We start from the raw sequence: 19,081 nt of genomic DNA on the forward strand, positions 1-19,081 counted from the left end.
CGTTATCGTGCCCGCAGATTACCCGTTCGTGGGAACTGCCACAGTGGCCACTTCGACTGGTAGGTTGCTGACTCCTCGACCGGGTCAGGAACCCACCACTCGTCCTCCCAGAACCAGACCGTATCGTTGATTTCGGTCAGAGGCAACATCGGCAGGTACTGATTCGTCACCCACGCCAGTTCCTCGATCAACTCGACGGACTCGGCTTCGTCCTGTGTCGTCTGCAGTTCCTCGAGCAGCCCCACGACGTCGACCGACTCGAGGTCGCCGTCGGGGTCGCCGACCGGTGGTGCAACGACATCGTCCTCCTCAAGGTTGAGGAACGGCGCGTCGATAATGTAGTACATCCGGAACGTAAAGTACGGGTAGGAGTTCTGCAGCGTCCACCCCGTCGAGGCGAGGTCGTAGTCGCCGTCGAGGTAGTAATCCGCCCAGTAGACGGTGTCGTCGACGGCCTCCACGTCGGCGTTGATCCCTTCCTGCCGGAGTTGGCCTTCGACAGTCTGGTAGATCGGATGCCAATCGGTCGTATCCGCCGGCATCGTGATCGTCAACTCGAACTCCTCGTCGTCGGGCGTGTACCACTGGTCGTCGTCTTTCGAGTAGCCTTCCTCGCGGAGCAGGTCCCGGCCGCGCTCGAGGTCGTCGTACCGGTGGAGGGCGTCGGCACCCTCGTCCGTGATCCAGTCCGTCCAGGCGTCACTCGGGTTGTTCTCGCCGTCGATGTTCCCGACGAGACCGCTTGGTGCTTCGACCGCCTCTCCGTATGGCCCGTAACTCGACGCCACGCCCTCACGGTCGATGAACTCCGCCAGCGCCTGGCGAACCCGAACGTTGCCGACGTGTTCATGCTCGAGGTTAAACGGTAACGCCATCCCCCACATCGCCGGGAGGTGCCCGACCGTGAGGTCGTCCGGTCGGTTCTCGAGGACGGCCTCCTCGGCGGTGAAGTTCCTGATCGTATCGACTTCGTTGCCCATGATCACTTCGCCCGTATCGGAGCCGACGCGATGAACCTCCCAGCGAGTGAAGTTGATGTTCGCCGCGTCGGGGTGGTCCTCGACGAGTTCCATCTCGAAGAGGTTGTCCGTGACGTTGACGACCTCGAACGGGCCGTGACCCTCGATGTCGTCGAGTTCGTAGTTCTCGAGGTCGGGTCGGATGTCGTCAATCGATTCACCGTCTTCCCAGCGCTCGACGAACTGCTCGTACTGTTCAGCTCTGGTATCTAACCAGAGGTTGGTCCAACTCGTATCGAACACATCCGGATTGATCGTCCCCGCAAGGTCCATCTCGACTTGGTGATCGCCCGCAATTGAGACGTCATCGAAGACAGCCCCGAGATCACCACTCATGATGTCCTCGAGGATCAGTTTCGTCCGGAGGTCCTCGGCGTCGACGTTCTCGCCATCGGAGTGCCAGGACCGGTCGTCAGCGAGGTCGATGAGTGCGTGGTCGTCCTCGTACTCGGCGATGTCGATGAGCCGCCATGTGAACTCGTCACGTTCCATATGGTACCAGACGAACTGATCGTTGTTCATCGAGTGACCGAACTCCTGTGACGGGTTGTAGATGTTGTACTGCCAGTTCGTCGGGTTGTCCGTCGTCGGCTCGATTAACGCGGTGTCGACGCGCTCGTCTGCGTCGGGATCGAACGAGGGCCGTTCGTCGGTGCCGCCACCGTTCTCATCGTCGCCGCCCCCAGCACAGCCAGCCACGAGCATCGCGCCCGCGCCGCCGCCCGCTGCGAGCACCTGCCGTCTCGAGACGCTGTGTGGCGTTCCCTTCCCGGTACGTCGGACTCTTGATAAGATATCACTACCGTTTTGGCGTGACATACCACACAATTCACTGTCCGTCCGTAATAAATGTACATGGTCTATTACCATGACCGTCGACGAAAGACGATGCGATGCTGAGCGGTCACCCGAACTGGCCACGCTCGCGCTCGAGCAACTCGAGTTCGATTGATTTGCCGGTAGCGACCAGCAGCGGGACGATATCCGCTTGCAGACGCTGTGAGTCCAGTTCGAACTCGGAGCCGATCACCTCGAGTGCGGCGACGCCGCGGTCGTCGGCATCCCGAATTGGAACCGCGATCCGATGGATTCGGTCGTTCGCTCGCTGCTGGCTGATCGTGTACTCCTGTTTCTCGAGCAAGCCAGCGCTGTACTCGAGTTGCGTGCTCGTATCCTGATCGATGAGAACACGATTGTCGCGTGCCGTCTCGAGGTCGGCATAGAAGTTCTGTCGGTCGACGGTTCGGATCGCATCCTCGAGGAGCGCGTCGACTTCTTCGCGCGGGCGATGGGAGAGGAGGGCTTTGCCGCCGGTCGAGACGTGGATTGGAAGGCGACTCCCCGCTTCGATTGGTGGTGAACCAGCGACTGGGTCGGTACAGTACAGATACACGGCGTCGCCTTCTTCCTCGACAATCAGTGAGACGGTCTCGCCGATACGTTCGGACAGCGCCTGGAGTTCCGGTTTTGCGATCTCGCAGACATCGTGTCGAGACAGAATTTGTTGGCCGAACCGAAACAGTCGCAGCGACGTCGCGTACTCGCCGTCCGTCTTCGTCACGTAGCCCAGATGGCGCAGCGTATCGAGGTACTTGTAGACCGAACTCTTTGCGATCCCAGTCTGGCGTGCGAGTTCGGTGACGCCGACCGGCCCCGTTTGTTCAATCGTCTCGAGGAGATCGAACGCTTTGACGAGTGATTTGACGTGATGTGTTTCTGCCGGTGGCGTGCTATCGGTTGGACGGCTGATGAACTGCGTGTTCCCGCGAGTGCGTCGGTGTGCACTCTCGTCTCGATTCGTCGGCGAGTGACTTACCGAACGCTCACTCGAGTCGCGGTCGTACTCGACCATCGCCGACAGCGACGCGCGACCGTATCTGATCTCGGTCTTGCCGTGGCCGGCGTACGTCGACGTAAACTGCAGCAGTTCCGATCCGTTGCCGGCGGGCAACAGGGCGGTCGTCCAGGCCACAGAGCGATGGCTGGTCTCGAGTTCGTCGTCGAACCACAGCGGTGCCGAAACCGGCGTCCATGGTCCCATGGCGTCCATTTCCGTCGTCGCGAGCAAGACCGTGCCACTGTCAGGGACGGGATTTCGGTGTTTGTCGCGGAACGTCTTCCCAGCGACCAAAATCGTGCCGTCCTCGCCGCCCTCGGGAACCCACGTCGCGTACGGGCCGTCGATCAACTGCAGTTCGTCGCTCGTCTGGACTGGCGTGCCGATAGCACTGGAATCTCCCCATTCGCGCCCGTTGTCAGACGTTTTAACGAAGATACTGCCACCGTACTTCGGCCCGTCGATGTAGTACGTCATGAGATACTGGCCGGTCGGGAGTTTCGTTATCGAGGGCATGCCCGGCCGGGACTCGTCGTCGGCGAGGGCAACGTCGAACTCCTGTGGCTCCCAGGTGAAACCGCCATCGCTCGAGACGCGATGGCCGATGAGTCGGTCGTAGCCGTCTTCAGAGTGGCGTTCGTCAGAGAAGTAACAGACGAGATTGCCGTCTGCGTCGACCGTGAGTTCGGGGACCCAGACCGGTGACTCGCCGCGACTCGGGACGGCCGTGCCGCCAGTGACGACCGTACTCACGTACGTCCACTCCTGGCCGCCGTCCTCGCTCGCGTACAGATCGATGCTCGTCTCGGACCGATCACTCGGGATTGCGTTGCCGGCAGCCAGCACCGTGCCTGCATCCCACGGCCCCACCGGCTGTGGCAGTTCGAACAGCGTCGGCTGGTAGCGAAGCCCCCACCCGTGCTCGGTGTCTCGCAGATCCGAGTAGTGCGACCACGTCCGCCCGTCGTCGGTACTCCGATAGATCGGAAAGGACGGCTCGTCAGTGCCCGTCTTCCCGGCCGTTTCGTAACACTCGAACGTCGCCAGTAGCGTGGTTTCGTCGGCCTCGCCGTACTCGAGGCGCGTCGCTCGCGGGTACATCGCGCCGGGAACGGGTGCCCACTCGGGCGGCTCGTAGAGCACCGACCCCGTGTGATCGTCGGGGTTCTGTGCGTCAGTCATGATGGTATCGCCTCCTCCAATTCCCTCGCTGACCCGTTCGACTGACGCCTCGAACTGTCAGTCGGCCGGCTGGTGTCGAACCAAACGGCCTGCGTCCCAGCGCAGCGGTCGGCCGTGCCCGCGTGTGTGTCATACCATACCGATCAGAGGTGAACGACCTTATTCGTACGGATCTGTCGATGTCACTCGCGTGAGTCTGTGCCACCACTGGTTTGGGGATGAACAGACAGACCACTGGCAGGCTGCAGGCAACTGTGTCAGTGAACCCCATCATTTATTGCAGATGTCCCGAAATAGTGGGTCGTACATGGCTGATGCAGAGCTAACGGTTCATACAGAGGCAGTTATCGGACACGTTGATCCAGCGGTACACGGCCACTTCTCCGAACATCTCGGACGATGTATCTACGATGGGATCTGGCGACGTGACGGCGATGAGGAGGTCGGCTACCGCGAGGACGTGTTCCAACTGCTCAACGACATCGAACTGCCGGTGCTTCGCTGGCCCGGCGGCTGTTTCGCCGACGACTACCACTGGGAAGATGGGATCGGACCGCGCGAGGACCGCCCACGCCGTCGCAACCTCTTCTGGGCGCAGGGACCCGAGGAACTACCCGAAGAATCGAACGCCTTCGGCACCGACGAGTTCCTCGAGTTCTGTGAGGAAATCGACACCGAACCCTACCTGGCTACGAACGTCGGGTCGGGCGACCCACAGGAAGCCGCCGACTGGGTCGAGTACTGTAACTACGACGGCGACACGGAACTCGCCAACCGACGCCGCAAAAACGGACGCGAGGAACCCTACGACGTGAAATACTGGGGCATTGGGAACGAAAACTGGGGCTGTGGCGGCCAGATGACCCCTGAGCAGTACGCCGACGAGTATCGACGGTTCGCAACCTACGTCGGCACCACGGACAACCTGATGCTCGATCATGACCTCGAACTCATCGCCTGCGGGTTCGAACAACACGAGTGGAACCGGCGCTTCCTAGAAAAGGTCAACGACTCGCCGTGGGGCGTCGAGTTCCCACTCGACCACCTCACCTTCCACCACTACTACGGCCGGACGATGAGCGTCTCCGAGGCCGACGAGGACGACTACGATACGTTCCTCGCGGACGCCCTCGAGATGAGCGACCACATCGAGACCATTGCGGGAGCCATCGACGCCGTCGCGACGACCCGTGACATCGGCGTTATCGTTGACGAGTGGGGGGCCTGGCACGTCGAAGCGACGGCCGACAACGGCCTCGAGCAGCCCGGCACCGTCCTCGATGCGCTCTCGGCCGCGGCGGCGCTCGACATCTTCAATCACCACAGCGACGTGGTGACGATGACGAACATCGCCCAGACGGTCAACGTCCTCCAGTGTCTCGTCGAAACCGACGACGACGAGGCCTGGGCGCGCCCGACCTACCACGTCTTCGATGCCTACGCGCCACACCAGGACAACGACGCCGTCCAGACGACGGTCACGACACCGTCGCGCGACCTCGAGGACGACCGGGACCTGCCGCTGGTCCAGGGGTCGGCATCAACCGACGGCGACGAGACGTTCATCTCGCTGACGAACCTCGACTGCCGCGAGGCACAGACGGTCGACGTGCGTGTCGAAGGCGCAACGCCCGACTCGGTCGAGGCAACATTGCTGTTCGCTGACAACGATCCAAAGACCGAGGTCGGCCCCGACAACGCCGACGAGTTCGAGCCAGAACCAACCGACGTCGACGTCGACGGGAACACGATTTCCGTCGACCTGCCGCCAGCGACAGTCGCGACGCTCGAGATGACCTGATCCCAACACGGGGTTCGATGCGGTGAGTCTCGGGACACACAAATTGTGCTGGCACACGTCGTGTCCCGTCGCGTTCTCGAGTCGCGAGCGGATCGAGGTCGCTGTTTCTTGGAGCCGATTCGACGCGCCCGTGAGCAACAGGAAATGAGACAACGCGCCGGTGAGAACGGTGCTAACGATGTGTGGTGCCGAGGCCAGCGGTCAAAAAAGCGAACCGGGCCCTACGCGTGCAGTTCGCTGACGTCGAAGACGGGTTTGCAGGTGTCGCCGCCGAGGAAGGCGGTGAAGGCGTCGTCGGCCGACTCGAGCGAGTAGCGCTCGTCGATGAACGTTTCGCAGTCGACGGCACCGGAGGCAATCAGTCGCAGCGAGCGTTCGAAGTCTTCGTACATCGAGGCGTACGAACATTGCAGGTCGATTTCGGCGCGCACGAGCGGCGAATACGCCATCGTCGTTTCGCCGGTTTGGCCGACGAGGACGATTTGGCCGCCCTTGCGGACCTCGTCGACGGCCATCGTCAGCCCCGACGGGTGCCCCGTCGTATCGAAGACAACGTCGTAGCCGATGCCATCCGTTCGTTCGTCGCGGATCTCCTCGAGGTCGTCTGTTTCGACGTTGATCGTGTCGAAGCCGAACTCCTCGGCGAGTGGCAGGCGGTAGTTGGTGTCCTGGCCGACGCCGGCGACAACGACCTCTCCGCCTTGGTCGCGGGCAATCTGTGCCGTCAGCTGTCCGATTGGGCCGGGGCCGGCGACTAACACACGGTCGCCCGCGCCCACACGAGAGTTCTCGATGACTGCTCGAGCGGCGATACTGGTGGGTTCGACGACGGCGGCGTTACGCAGCGACACGTCGTCCGGTACGGGATGAAGTGCGCGCTCGGGGACGGTGACGTACTGGGTGTAGGCACCGTGGTGGTCGACGCCGGTAATGACGGCGTTCTGGCAGACGTTTTCCTCACCGATTTTGCACTGATAACACTCGCCACAGCCGCGAATTGGGCGTTCGACGATGCGGTCGCCAACGGCGTACTCGCTGACGTTGTCGCCGGTTTCGACGATTGTTCCCGCATACTCGTGACCGATAATCGTCGGCAGGTCCATCCGTTCGAAGGCGGATTTGAACTTGTAGATTCCGGCATCGCTACCACACAGTCCCGCGTGGGAAACCTCCACGAGTGCCTCGTCCGCACCCGGCTCGGGTTTGTCGACATCGAGCAGTTCCATCGCGCCGTTCGTTCGTTCCGTTTTTGCAAGTCCTCGCATAGCTCACCCTTTCGCAGACACGGTATAAAATCCTATGAAAACAGGATTGACAGATTTTCGGGTGACGTCGACGGTGTCTGCTGCTGTGATTGAGCGTTTGCACTCGATTGAGCCACCCAGCGCACGGAAACCGGACTCAGTTTCTGCTACCAATCGAAACGACCGTTTCTTTTGAAGAAAACGGTCGAAATTCGCCAGTGTGCTCCGTCTGTAGCAGGCCGATCCCGTGACACCATCTGCCATAGATTACAGTAGTACAAGCGTAATCATTAGTTGGCGTCGAGCTACGTTTCTCATTAAGGAACGAATGTGAGGGGTCGATGATAATGGATTCGGGACATCGCGCAGGTGGGTGTCGGATGCTGAAGATTTAACCGCCGTCGAGCAGACACCCTGCTATGGACGACAGCACCGGTCTCCGTCGGACCCGCTCGCTCGACGGCGAGTGGATGTTCGAGGTCGATCCCGACGGCATCGGCATGACTGAAGGCTGGCAAACGGAACTCGCGATGTGGCTCACCGAAGCGGATCCGGTCGACGTGCCCCACGTCTGGCAGGAAGATGACGGACTCCGCAGCTACACCGGAACCGCGTGGTACAATCGGACGGTCGAAGTTGACGCGACCGTACTCGAGTCGCGACGGACGTTCGTCGAGTTCGGCGCGGTCGATTACTGGACCTCCGTCTGGGTCAACGGCGAACTAGTGGGCGAGCATCGCGGCGGCTATCTCCCCTTCGAATTCGAGATCACCGATGCGGTCGCGTCTGGCGAGAACACGCTCACCGTCGCCGTTCACGACCCGCAGGACCTCTCCGAGATTCCACACGGCAAGCAGGGAGAGCCGTGGTACACACGCGTCAGCGGCATCTGGCAGTCAGTGGCGCTGTCGTTCCGTCCGGAGACACACGTTACCAGTGTGGCCGTGACGCCAGATCTCGAGGCGGATGCTGCACGCGTCGACCTCGAGATCGATGCGGGCGGACACAACCCGGACGGCGTGCAGGCGACGGTCCGAGCATCTCGAGACGGCATGCTCGAGGCGCTCGAAATCGGTCCTATCGACGAGACGTTGACGCTGACGTTCGACGAGCCGGCGTACTGGTCGCCCGACTCGCCAACGCTGTACGACCTCGAGGTTATACTCGAGGCCAACGGCCGGACCGTTGATCGCTACGAAGAGACGTTCGGCCTGCGGACAATCGAGCGCGACGAAGAGGGATTCAAACTCAACGGCGAGCCGATTCGCCTGCGAGGCGTCCTCGATGAGGGGTACTATCCGACGACGCTGTACCAACCCCCAGACGACGACACACTCGTCGACGACCTTGAGCGCATCTCTGCGCTTGGCTGTAATCTCGTTCGAACGCATCATCGGCCCACACACCCGGATTTTCTCGAGGTCGCAGACCGAAACGGGCTGCTCGTCTGGGAGGAAATCGCCAGTCCAGCCAAGTACACCGACCGGTCGAAGAACGAACTCCAGAACGAGTTGCGGGCACTCATCGAACGTGATTACAACCACCCGAGCGTCGTCATCTGGAGTCTCTACAACGAAGAGTGGGGAATCGGCCAGCACAGCACCGAGGAGACGCTCTGGACTGACGAGGCAAAACAGACGTATCTCGCCTCGCTCGTCGACACCGTCCGAGAGTGGGATCCCACGCGACTCGTCTGTGACAACTCGGGGTGGGCCCACGTCAAAACGGATCTCAACGACTACCATCGCCACTGTTTCAGTCCCGACCGGGCGACCGAGTGGACACGAAATCTCGAGCACGCGCTGGCTCACCGGGCGGACAACTACGCGACCCGACGCTGGGACGACACTGACGCACCAGTTGTTATCTCGGAAGTCGGCGCCTGGGCGCTTCCCTCGCTTGCTGTCCTGCTCGAGCACTACGGCCGAGAGCCAGCCTGGTTTTCCCAGGAGTTCCTCGAGGAGGCGATGAACCGTCCGAGCGGTGTTCGAGAGCGATTCGTCGACACCGGACTCGAGGACGTCTTCGGGTCAATCGAAGACCTCGCGACGGCGTGGCAGGCCCGCGCTACACGCTCGCTTGCACACGTCGTGGGCGACCTGCGGACGCGCGAGGAGATCGACGGCTACGTGCTCTCGCAGTTGACCGACACCGAGTGGGAGTGTACCGGCCTGTATGACTATTGTCGCAACGGAAAGGCCGGAATCGAGACGCTCGCCGCGCTTAACCAGCCCGTCACGCTCGTCGCGACGCTTGAGGACCACACGGCCTGGACGGGCGACGAGTGCAGGCTCGAGGTCGCGCTGGTCAACGATTCTGATACCCCGGTGACTGAAACGCTCGAGTGGGAGTGGCTGGACGAGACTGGCAGTCAACAGGTGACGGCACCACCGCACTCGGTCGTCGAGAGTGACCCAATCACGCTCTCGGTGCCCCAAACTGAGGGCGTCCGTACGGAACAGGTGACCGTTCGCGGGACCGAGACCGGCCATTCCAGAACGGAGTCACTTACCATCGTTTCGTCCGCGATAGCGCCCCCGAGTGAGCTGACCGTGTTCGCAACGGGACCACTTGGCTCGCAACTTGCACGAGCCGGACTCGAGGTGACCCATCAGTTCTCCCCGAACGTGGATATTGCCTTTGTCACGGCCGTCACCGACGAGATTCTCGAGTTCGTCGAGAAAGGTGGGACTGCCGTGCAGGTGCCCGACCAGCACGGTGAACTGGACGCAAACGACGTCTTCGAGACTCGAGCGGTACCCCAAACCGACAGCCGGACCAACACGGTCTCGTTTTACTATCAGGATTCACCGCTGCTGGCTGGTCTCTGTTCGGACCCTGCGCTCGGCTGGGAGTTCGAGGCGGCCTACCCCTACGACCTCGTGACGGACCTCGAACCCGAGACAGACACCGTCCACGTCGGCGCCGTTCGTGGGTGGCTCGCAGACTGGGCCAGTCCGCTGCTCGAGCGGTCGGTCGGTGACGGCCGACTCGTTGCGTGTTCGTTCCGCGTCCAGACGACGCTTGGCTCACACCCCGTGGTGACGGCGCTGCTGTATCGACTCCTCGAGTCGCTGCACGAGGACACAGTCGCTAGCGAGGACATTTCCTCGGCATCTCGAGAGTAACGCGACCCGGCCCCACGCGTTCGGAGACAGTCGGAACAATCTATATGAGGGGGCGTGTGTAAGTACCAGTCATGGCGAAGTCAGAGTCATCCGTCCGGTCAGTGAGTCGGACGTTCGCAATCCTCGAAGTGATTCAGGAACTCGATGGGGCGAGCGTCTCGGAAATCGCCGACCGAGTCGATATCGGCCAGAGTGCCGTCTACAACTACCTCACGACCCTCTCGAGAGAGGAGTACGTCGACAAAGTCGGCGACGAGTACCACCTTGGCCTCTCGTTTTTCGGACTTGGGGCACACGCGCGCAACCGGACGCCGATCTACGATACGGCCCAACCACAGGTCGACGAACTCGCGGAGAAAACCGGCCATCTGGTCACGCTCTGTATCGAAACCGACGGCGTCGGCACCTATCTCTACCAGTCTCGAGGCGAGAACGGAATCGACATCGACGTCCACGAGGGGGAGCCAGTTCCACTCCATAGCACCGCACTCGGCAAGGCGATCCTCGCGTTTCGGCCGCGAGAGGACGTCGATGCCATACTCGACCAGCACGGCCTGCCAGCCTCGACAGCACACACGATTACCGACCGCGAGGAACTGTACACCGAACTCGAGGAAATCCGCGACCGCCAGTATGCAATCAGTCAAGAGGAGTGGCGAAACGGCCTTCGTTCGCTCGCAGTTCCCATTTCCGATGCACACGGCCGAAGCATCGCCGCCGTCGGCATCGCCTGCCCGGTGTACTGGAACGACGACACCACCGACTTCGATGACGACCTCCTGCAGGCCGTGCTCGGAACGGCGAACGTGATCGAACTCGAGCACAATTATGCCTAAGCGAGGCCCAGTCAGGACGCACACGTACCCGCCAGCCCTCGAGACCGGTATCTCTATACGCCTGTGTGACACAGGCGCATTCGATTGCTATGCGACAGATGGAGCCAGTCGAACCCACAGCGGTCACACTCGACGACGAGTTCTGGAACCCCCGCCTCGAGACGAATCGCGAGGTCACAATCGAGTATCAGTACGACCAACTCGAGTCGAGTGGCTGTCTCGAGAACTTTCGGCGGGCCGCCAACGGCGAAACGGGCGGCTTCGAGGGCATGTGGTTCGCCGACTCAGACGCCTACAAGTGGCTCGAGGCTGCCAGTTACGTGCTCGCGACGACTGACGAGCCGGACCCCGAACTCGCGGATCGAGTTGCCGACGTCATCGACCTCGTCGCCGCCGCACAGGACGAAGACGGCTATCTCAACACCTACTTCACGCTCGAGGAACCCGACAAGCGCTGGACGAACCTTAATATGCTCCACGAGTTGTACTGTGCGGGCCATCTCATCGAGGCCGCCGTTGCCCACCACCGCGCGACGGGTGATGAATCGCTGCTTGAGGTGGCGACGGCGTTCGCGGACCACATCGACGACGTGTTTCCGGACCGGATCGATGGTGCACCCGGCCACCAAGAGATCGAACTCGCGCTCGTGAAACTCGCCCGCGTGACTGGCGAGGAACGCTACGTCGACCTCGCGGCGTACTTCGTCGAGATTCGCGGCCACGACGACCGCCTCGAGTGGGAGTTAGCCAACCCCGAAGACATTGCGGGGTACGACCCCGGCGGCGATGGGATCGTCGAAGGAGCCCGCGGCGTATTCTGGGAGGACGGCGAGTACGACGGGTCCTACGCGCAAGCGCACGCGCCATTCGAAGACCAGGAAGCCGTCGAGGGCCATGCCGTCCGCGCGATGTACTTTTTCGCTGGTGTCGCGGACGTCGCCGCTGAAACTGGGGACGAAGCGTTGCTCACACACCTCGAGCGACTTTGGGAGAACATGACGACGAAGCGGCTGTACATCACGGGTGGCATCGGCTCGGCCCACGAGGGCGAGCGCTTTACTGAGGACTACGACCTGCCGAACGAGACGGCCTACGCCGAGACGTGTGCAGCAATTGGAAGCATCTTCTGGAACCAGCGCATGCTCGAGTTGACCGGCGAGCCGAAGTACGCCGACTTGATCGAACGAACGCTGTACAACGGCGTCCTCGCGGGCGTCTCACTCGACGGTACGGAGTTTTTCTACGACAATCGCCTCGCAAGCGACGGCAGTCACAGTCGGTCGGGCTGGTTCCACTGTGCGTGCTGTCCGCCGAACGTCGCCCGCCTCTTTGCCTCGCTCGGGCGCTATCTGTACACTGTCGACGGTCGCGACTGCTACGTCAATCAGTACATCGGCGGGACAGCATCGGTCGCGCTCGAGGAGGACGACCTCACGCTCACTCAGGAGACAGCCCTTCCCTGGGAGGGCGACGTGACACTCGAGGTCACCGCCCCGGAACCGACGACTGCGACCCTCCATCTTCGCATTCCGGAGTGGTGTGACGACGCCTCGATCACGGTCAACGGCGAGATCGTTTCGACCGCCGACGAGAGCTACGTCTCGCTCGAGCGAACGTGGGACGACGACCGGATCGCGGCCACATTCGAGCACTCAACAACGGTTGTAGAGGGACATCCGGCCGTCGCCGCAACTGCCGGCCGCGTGGCGATTACGCGCGGCCCACTCGTCTACTGTCTCGAGGCCACCGACAACGACCGACCGATTCATCAGTACCACATCGATGCGACAACCGAGTTCACGTCGACACACCGCGCAGGCCTCCTCGATGGTGTCACCGTTCTCGAAGCCGATGCGACTGTCCCCTCACTCGAGGGCTGGGACAGAACTCTGTACCGGCCGGCCGAGGCGTCCTCGAACACGATCACACCGCTGACAGCAATTCCGTACTACGCGTGGGATAACCGAGATGCTGGTCCGATGCGTGTCTGGCTCGAGGCACAATAGTACTGACTATGATGAGTTTTATCGATGGGTAGTATTGTTCATATCGTGGAATTATGAATGGCCCCATGATGAGTTGTATGGTATTTGATAGTGAGAGTATGACTCAAGTAGTGCTGGTGAATTGGGTATTGTACTAGCTATCGATGTAGTCTTTAGATTATGTGGTCAAGTAGCAACAGCTAATGATCAAAATGAAATAACTGTGTGAACTGCCCCCTATATGAACGGATGTGAAATAGTTACGCCCTCACTGCAGAATTGAACAAGAAGAACAATATAGGTGCGCATTTCAAGCTATGAAATACATAGATTGATAGGTATATCGTTCGTAACAGATCGGCAGTTGATCAGTCTGCCTCGAGCATTCGACTCTGCTCTGTCAATCTGTGAGTGATAATTACAACCAAATCAAACAGATCAGACGCAACCGGTGTCAATACCCGAAACATATCACTTCTATAGGGTCGTGGCACTGCGATGATTACAGTCCGTTCCATGGCAAGTCAGAATCACTAGTCCCCAATGGAATAACGAATCTGATACACAAAATGGCTATTTCTTCCGAACACTCTCTCCAAATATTATCAAACCAGATCTAATACAGAACGGATGGCTCGAGCCAAAGTGAATGTACACGCCCCAAATCGGTCATATCGAATGGTGAGTTGCGTTACTCCGAATTTCAGAAATAACTCACCAGTAGCTCGAGATGTCGATTCAACGTGTAGTCTGACGTGGAGAGAGGTGATCGAATGAGTGGCGGAAACCCGAACTGGTTCCGGAACTATTATCTACTTTCCTTACTTGTACTACGGTAGATATGTACGATCTCACGGGATTCCAGCGCGACCTGCTGTACACGATTGCCGGCCAAGACGAACCACACGGTCTCGCGATCAAAGACGAACTCGAGGACTATTACGAGAAAGAGATCCACCACGGACGGCTGTATCCAAACCTCGATACAATCGTCGACAAAGGTCTCGTCGAGAAGGGCCAGGAAGACCGCCGAACGAACTTCTATACGCTCACCCGTCGCGGCCAGCGTGAAATCGAAGCCCGCCGTGACTGGGAAGAGCAGTACGTTTCCGAACTCCTCTCGGAGTAAGCAACGGCACTTGTTTTGCGGTCTTGGTCGTACAGCGTAGATGTGTTACTCGACTCGCAGTCGAACGTCGATTCCGTCGGGATCAATGACGACACCCGCAGTCTCTCGCTCGTCGACGGTATAGCCGCCGTCCTCGAGTCGCTGTGTGACTGCCTCGAGAGCCTTCTTGTCGGGGAGACAGAGTTCGATCCACGCTAGCCCGCGTCCCGCACGCGCGGTCGTTCGGCGATTCCAGGTGTTCGCACCGAGATGGTGGTGATAGCCGCCAGCCGAGATGAACGCCACGTTGGATGCGGTCATCTGCGTCTCGAACCCAAGCGTCTCAACGTAGAAGGCCTCGAACGCCGACAGCGACGTGACCTCGAGGTGGACGTGTCCGAGGTCAGTGGCTGCCGGGACGGTTTCAGCGCCCGTACTGTCGGCCGCGAGTTGTGAGAGATCGAGTGGGTCGGTTCCCATCTGGACGCGACCTGCCTCAGACCGCGGCCAGTCCTCGCGGGGGAAATCCCGGTAGAGTTCGACACCGTTTCCCTCGGGGTCGGTGAGATACAGTGCTTCGCTGACCAGATGGTCGGCTGCCCCATCGAGTTGCCAGTGGCTCCGAATCCGCTCGAGGGCAGCGCCAAGCGCGGGCCGCGAGGGCACGCGGAACGCGTTATGATAGAGTCCTGCACTCGTCTCGGGTCGGACCGGCACATCGTCGTCGCGTTCGAGGACGAGCAACGGCGTCTCACCCGCACCGAGAACGGAAGTTGTCGGGGAGCGCTCGAGGACAGCAAGTCCGACGACATCTCGATAGAAGGCGGTCTGTTCTGCGAGGTCGGAGACGGTAAGTGCGCTTCGTCCGAGGGAGGTCTCGTCCGGTAGACGATCAGGTGTAGATGACAGTGTCATATGTTGTGGTCGCTGTTGACGGAAACAGTCTCACTCGATACTCGTGCCGCCGTGCATTGAACGTCTCGGCCAAGGCTACGCACAACCACGACCGAATTATGTGCCAGCAGTCGGTGGGGTACCTATGGACACGATTTCGTTGTCGGGACCGTGGACGCTTCGACTCGATCCGGACAACAAGGGCTACCGCGAGAACCCGCCCGACAAGGTCATCGACGGGACGATCTATTTACCTGGAACGACGGACGAGTACGGCTACGGAGAGCCCGTCGAGGAGGACTCTCGAGACCACCTCGAGCGCACGCATCGCTACGAGGGGCCTGCCTGGTATCGTCGTCCCGTGACGATTCCCGACGAGTGGGCGGGAAAGCGAGTGACGCTGACACTCGAGCGCACCCGGCCAACCGAGGTCTGGCTCGACGGGGAGCGACTCGGCTCGCGGGAGTGTTTGAGCACGCCACATGTCTACGAGTTCCCCGGGCTCGAGCCCGGCGAATACGACCTCGCAATTTGCGTGGACAACACGGACGAGTCGATGGACCGCGCCGGTGTCGAACGCTCGCACGCAGCCTCGGAGCACACGCAGACCAACTGGAACGGTATCGTCGGCGAGATTCGTCTGGATGCCAGCCCGCCGGTTCGAATTGAGCACGTCAGAACGACGCCGAACGTCGCCGAAAACGCGGTCGATTTGGCCGTGACGCTCGATGCACCATCCACAGACGCACTCGAGGGAACGCTCACTGCGACCGCCCGGAGCGTGACCGGCGACGAGGTGCACGTCCCCGACCCGCTCGAGTGCGCCGTCTCCGTCGACGCTTCGGAGTGGACGGACGGACAAACGACGCTCGAGTACACCTACGACCTCGGTCCCGACGCGCTCATCTGGGACGAGTTCTCGCCGGCAGCGTACGATCTCTCCATCTCGCTCGCGTTCGAGACGGACGCAGACAGTGGTGTCGACGAGTATGAGACGACGACCGGGCTGTGTGCGTTCGACGCCGACGGCACGCAGTTTTCGGTCAATGGCCGCACAATCATCTTGCGCGGGCGAACCGACTGCTGTGTCTTTCCCGAAACTGGCTACCCGCCGACGACGACCGCCGAGTGGGTCGAACACATGGAAACGGCCAAATCCTACGGCATCAACCACTATCGCTTCCACAGCTGGTGTCCGCCGGCAGCCGCCTTCGAGGCCGCCGACCGGGTCGGCATCTACCTCCAACCGGAGTGCTCCCAGTGGGACTTTGGCACCTCGCTCGTCGAGGACGGCGACTACGACTACTACAAACGGGAAGCCGAACGCATTCTCGAGCGCTACGGCAATCACCCTTCGTTCGTCGCGTTCACCCTCGGCAACGAGAACAAGGGTGATGAGGAGCGCCTGAACGAACTCGTCCAACACTGCCGGAAATTCGATGACCGCCGGCTGTACGCATACGGCGCGAACAATTTCCTAATGTCGCCACGACCCGGCGCGGCAGACGACTTCTTCATCACTGCAAACGTCCCCGACGAGCCCACGGCGGACCCCGAAACGGTCGGCCGAACGCCGATCCGGGGCACCGGCCATATCAACGACACACCACCGTCAACAACCGTCGACTACGAAAGCGAACTCGCAGCCTACGACATTCCCGTCATCGGCCACGAAATCGGCCAGTATCAGATCCACCCGAACTACGACGAGACGCGCAAGTACCGCGGCGTCCTCCGGGCACGCAACCTCGAGCGGTTCGAACGCTCGCTCGCGGATCGGTTCATGGCCGGTCGCGACAGGGCGTTCCAGCACGCGTCCGGACAACTCGCGATCTCGTGCTATCGCGAGGATATCGAAGCCGCGTTCCGAACCGAGGGCTTCGGCGGCTTCCAACTACTCGGCCTGCAGGACTTTCCGGGGCAGGGAACCGCCATGGTCGGCCTGCTTGACTCGTTCATGGAGTCGAAGGGACTGCTCGAGGCCCACGAGTGGCGACAGTTCTGTGCGGCCCGCGTTCCGTTACTCTCGTTCGAGCGCTACACGGCCACGACCGCGGACGCGTTCGTCGCCGAGGCGACGTTCGCGAACTACGGGCCCGGCGCGGTGACGGACGCGACGGCAACGTGGTCGATCACCGCACCCGACGAAACCGACATCGCGACTGGCACACTCGAGTGCGACGACCTCGAGCAGGGCGCACTTACGCCGCTTGGCACTATCGACGCACCGCTCACCGATGTCGACGCACCCGCCGAACTCGAGGTGACGCTCACAGTTTCGGGAACCGACGAGGCGGACGGCTCCGCGGTCGAGCGCACGACCTCCTATCCGCTCTGGGTCTATCCGGACGCACTCGAGTCCGCCGAGGGCGCTGCGGAAATCGAGGTCGCCCGACGGTTCGACGAGGACATACGGACTCGGCTAGCAGACGGCGAGACAGTCCTCTTGCTGCCCGAACCGAGCGCGCTTCGGTACTCGCTCGAGGGCGCGTTCCAGCCCGACTTCTGGAACTACGAGGTGTTCAAGCGAAACGGCAAACCCGGCACGCTGGGGATGACGACAGATCCGGATCACCCGCTGTTCGATGCGTTCCCAACTGCGGGTCACACCGACTGGCAGTGGTGGCCACTGCTGCGACATTCGCGGCCGATGATCCTCGACGACGCGCCCGCCGAGTTCGAGCCGGCGATACAGATTATCGATACGATCTATCGCAATCACAAACTCGGCGTCTACGCCGAAACCGCCGTCGGCGACGGGAAACTCGCCATCTGTACGCTGGATCTCTCCCGCGATGATCCCGCGGTTCGGCAGTTCCGCCACAGCCTCGAGTCGTATCTCACCTCAGCGGCCTTTTCACCCGAGGAATCGCTTTCGACAGGTGTCCTCGAGAGTCTGTTCGACGCTGGCGACGAGAGCGAGCGGGCGTACGGCGACGACGCGGGTGCGTGGGTCGAGTTCGACGACACCGCCGAATAAGGCGCTCCCGGAGGACGCAGCTAGCGACTGGCGAACCTGTTGTCCAACAGTACCAATTCGTTTTGGCGTGACCGTTATCCTCGAATACGTGTTCCGTCGAGTTGCGCTTCTTCATAACCACTCTCGCCCTGGCCGCGCGGCCCGGGCGCTCTACAACCGGGGAGTCACGACGCTGTCAGCCACACCAGCGGTTCGAACCAAACGGCGGCGACGAGGACGGCGAGGAAGACGTACGAGCCGCGGATGAGTAACATCGTCGCAATCGTCGGAGACGCACGACGAGCGATGGCGGCGACGGCAGCGAACGCGACTGCGGCGAGGACGGCCGTCGGCGGAAAGAGTTGGACAGCCGCGAGCGTGACGACGAGCACGAGTGCAAGCCCCATCAGCCCGTAGGCAACGTCGCGGGCGCGGTGCTCGCCGACGACGACGGCGACGGTCCGTTTCTGGATCGAACGGTCGTAGTCGTAGTCCTGTGCGTCGTCGATCACCTTGATCCCCGAGAGCAAGACGAGAAAGACGAGCGCAAAGGCGAACGGAACGGCCGTGATCGTCCCTGCTTGCACGTAGAACCCGCCAAGCAGCGAAAGCGAAATACCGAGTGGGTAGCCCGTCGTGGTCGTGATCGGGTTGGTATCGAGTTGGGGTGCGTGATGGTAGGCGATCAGCCACGTCGGGACGGTCAGTGCAACGGCGACCCAGTTGACGAAGACGAACAACAGGACACAACACAGCGCAAACGCCGCCGTCGAGGCCGCGAGTCCAACGCGACAGCCCCGTGCGGTCAGCGGGTGATCGTCGTCCTCACCGCGGATATGAAAATCGACGTAGCCGTCTTTGACGTGGGCCGTATACACCGCCGCGAACATCGCCGCGACGTGAATTACGGCGAGCGCGAGCGAAACGCGTTCAGCGAGCACCGCCCCGAACAGCGACGCGGCAAGCGGCGGCGTCATAAAGACCGGATGGATCTGCGAGCCGTACGCTCGAGTCGCCGCGCGGATGCCGGAGTCGCCCCTCACGAGCGCCATATGCGAGTGACATCAAATGAAGGTATAATACCCGGG

At 61.3% G+C, this 19,081-nt stretch carries 11 protein-coding genes; 6 read left to right on the forward strand and 5 right to left on the reverse strand.

Going from position 1 to position 19,081, the window contains the following annotated elements:
- Nucleotides 1-2: 2 nt before the first annotated feature.
- Nucleotides 3-1,838, reverse strand: coding sequence for an ABC transporter substrate-binding protein (locus B2G88_RS16925; RefSeq protein WP_245835428.1), 1,836 nt, complete (start codon nucleotides 1,836-1,838; stop codon nucleotides 3-5).
- Between the two features lie 85 nt (nucleotides 1,839-1,923).
- Nucleotides 1,924-4,038 (reverse strand): IclR family transcriptional regulator domain-containing protein, encoded by a 2,115-nt coding sequence (locus B2G88_RS16930; protein WP_087715474.1) that lies wholly within the window; start codon nucleotides 4,036-4,038, stop codon nucleotides 1,924-1,926.
- 307 nt (nucleotides 4,039-4,345) lie between these two features.
- Here B2G88_RS16930 and B2G88_RS16935 point away from each other — a divergent pair, with 307 nt between their 5' ends.
- Nucleotides 4,346-5,839 (forward strand): alpha-N-arabinofuranosidase, encoded by a 1,494-nt coding sequence (locus tag B2G88_RS16935; RefSeq protein WP_087715475.1) that lies wholly within the window; start codon nucleotides 4,346-4,348, stop codon nucleotides 5,837-5,839.
- A gap of 221 nt (nucleotides 5,840-6,060) precedes the next feature.
- Here B2G88_RS16935 and B2G88_RS16940 read toward each other — a convergent pair whose 3' ends face one another.
- Nucleotides 6,061-7,104 (reverse strand): zinc-dependent alcohol dehydrogenase, encoded by a 1,044-nt coding sequence (locus tag B2G88_RS16940; protein WP_087715476.1) that lies wholly within the window; start codon nucleotides 7,102-7,104, stop codon nucleotides 6,061-6,063.
- A 398-nt stretch (nucleotides 7,105-7,502) separates the two neighbouring features.
- Between B2G88_RS16940 and B2G88_RS16945 the strand changes: the two genes are divergently transcribed.
- From B2G88_RS16945 to B2G88_RS16960, 4 genes are all read left to right on the forward strand, one after another.
- A complete protein-coding gene (locus tag B2G88_RS16945; RefSeq protein ID WP_087715477.1) occupies nucleotides 7,503-10,211 on the forward strand; it encodes a glycoside hydrolase family 2 protein in 2,709 nt (902 codons plus the stop codon).
- A gap of 71 nt (nucleotides 10,212-10,282) precedes the next feature.
- Nucleotides 10,283-11,047 carry an IclR family transcriptional regulator gene (locus B2G88_RS16950; RefSeq protein ID WP_054861832.1) on the forward strand — a complete coding sequence of 255 codons (765 nt, stop codon included), beginning with the start codon at nucleotides 10,283-10,285 and terminating at the stop codon, nucleotides 11,045-11,047.
- Between the two features lie 89 nt (nucleotides 11,048-11,136).
- Complete coding sequence (locus tag B2G88_RS16955) at nucleotides 11,137-13,053, forward strand: glycoside hydrolase family 127 protein (protein ID WP_176393280.1); 1,917 nt, start codon at nucleotides 11,137-11,139, stop codon at nucleotides 13,051-13,053.
- An 820-nt stretch (nucleotides 13,054-13,873) separates the two neighbouring features.
- On the forward strand, nucleotides 13,874-14,161 hold the full coding sequence (locus B2G88_RS16960) for a PadR family transcriptional regulator (RefSeq protein ID WP_054861831.1): 288 nt from the start codon (nucleotides 13,874-13,876) through the stop codon (nucleotides 14,159-14,161).
- Nucleotides 14,162-14,206: 45 nt separating this feature from the next.
- Here B2G88_RS16960 and B2G88_RS16965 read toward each other — a convergent pair whose 3' ends face one another.
- Nucleotides 14,207-15,055, reverse strand: coding sequence for a VOC family protein (locus B2G88_RS16965; protein WP_054861830.1), 849 nt, complete (start codon nucleotides 15,053-15,055; stop codon nucleotides 14,207-14,209).
- Nucleotides 15,056-15,179: 124 nt separating this feature from the next.
- Between B2G88_RS16965 and B2G88_RS16970 the strand changes: the two genes are divergently transcribed.
- The gene (locus B2G88_RS16970; protein WP_087715479.1) at nucleotides 15,180-18,014 is read left to right on the forward strand and encodes a glycoside hydrolase family 2 TIM barrel-domain containing protein; all 2,835 of its coding nucleotides are present in this window, start codon (nucleotides 15,180-15,182) and stop codon (nucleotides 18,012-18,014) included.
- Between the two features lie 164 nt (nucleotides 18,015-18,178).
- Here B2G88_RS16970 and B2G88_RS16975 read toward each other — a convergent pair whose 3' ends face one another.
- Complete coding sequence (locus tag B2G88_RS16975) at nucleotides 18,179-19,045, reverse strand: UbiA family prenyltransferase (RefSeq protein WP_087715480.1); 867 nt, start codon at nucleotides 19,043-19,045, stop codon at nucleotides 18,179-18,181.
- Nucleotides 19,046-19,081 lie beyond the last annotated feature (36 nt).

The sequence above is a fragment of the Natronolimnobius baerhuensis genome, from assembly GCF_002177135.1.
Lineage (GTDB): Archaea > Halobacteriota > Halobacteria > Halobacteriales > Natrialbaceae > Natronolimnobius > Natronolimnobius baerhuensis.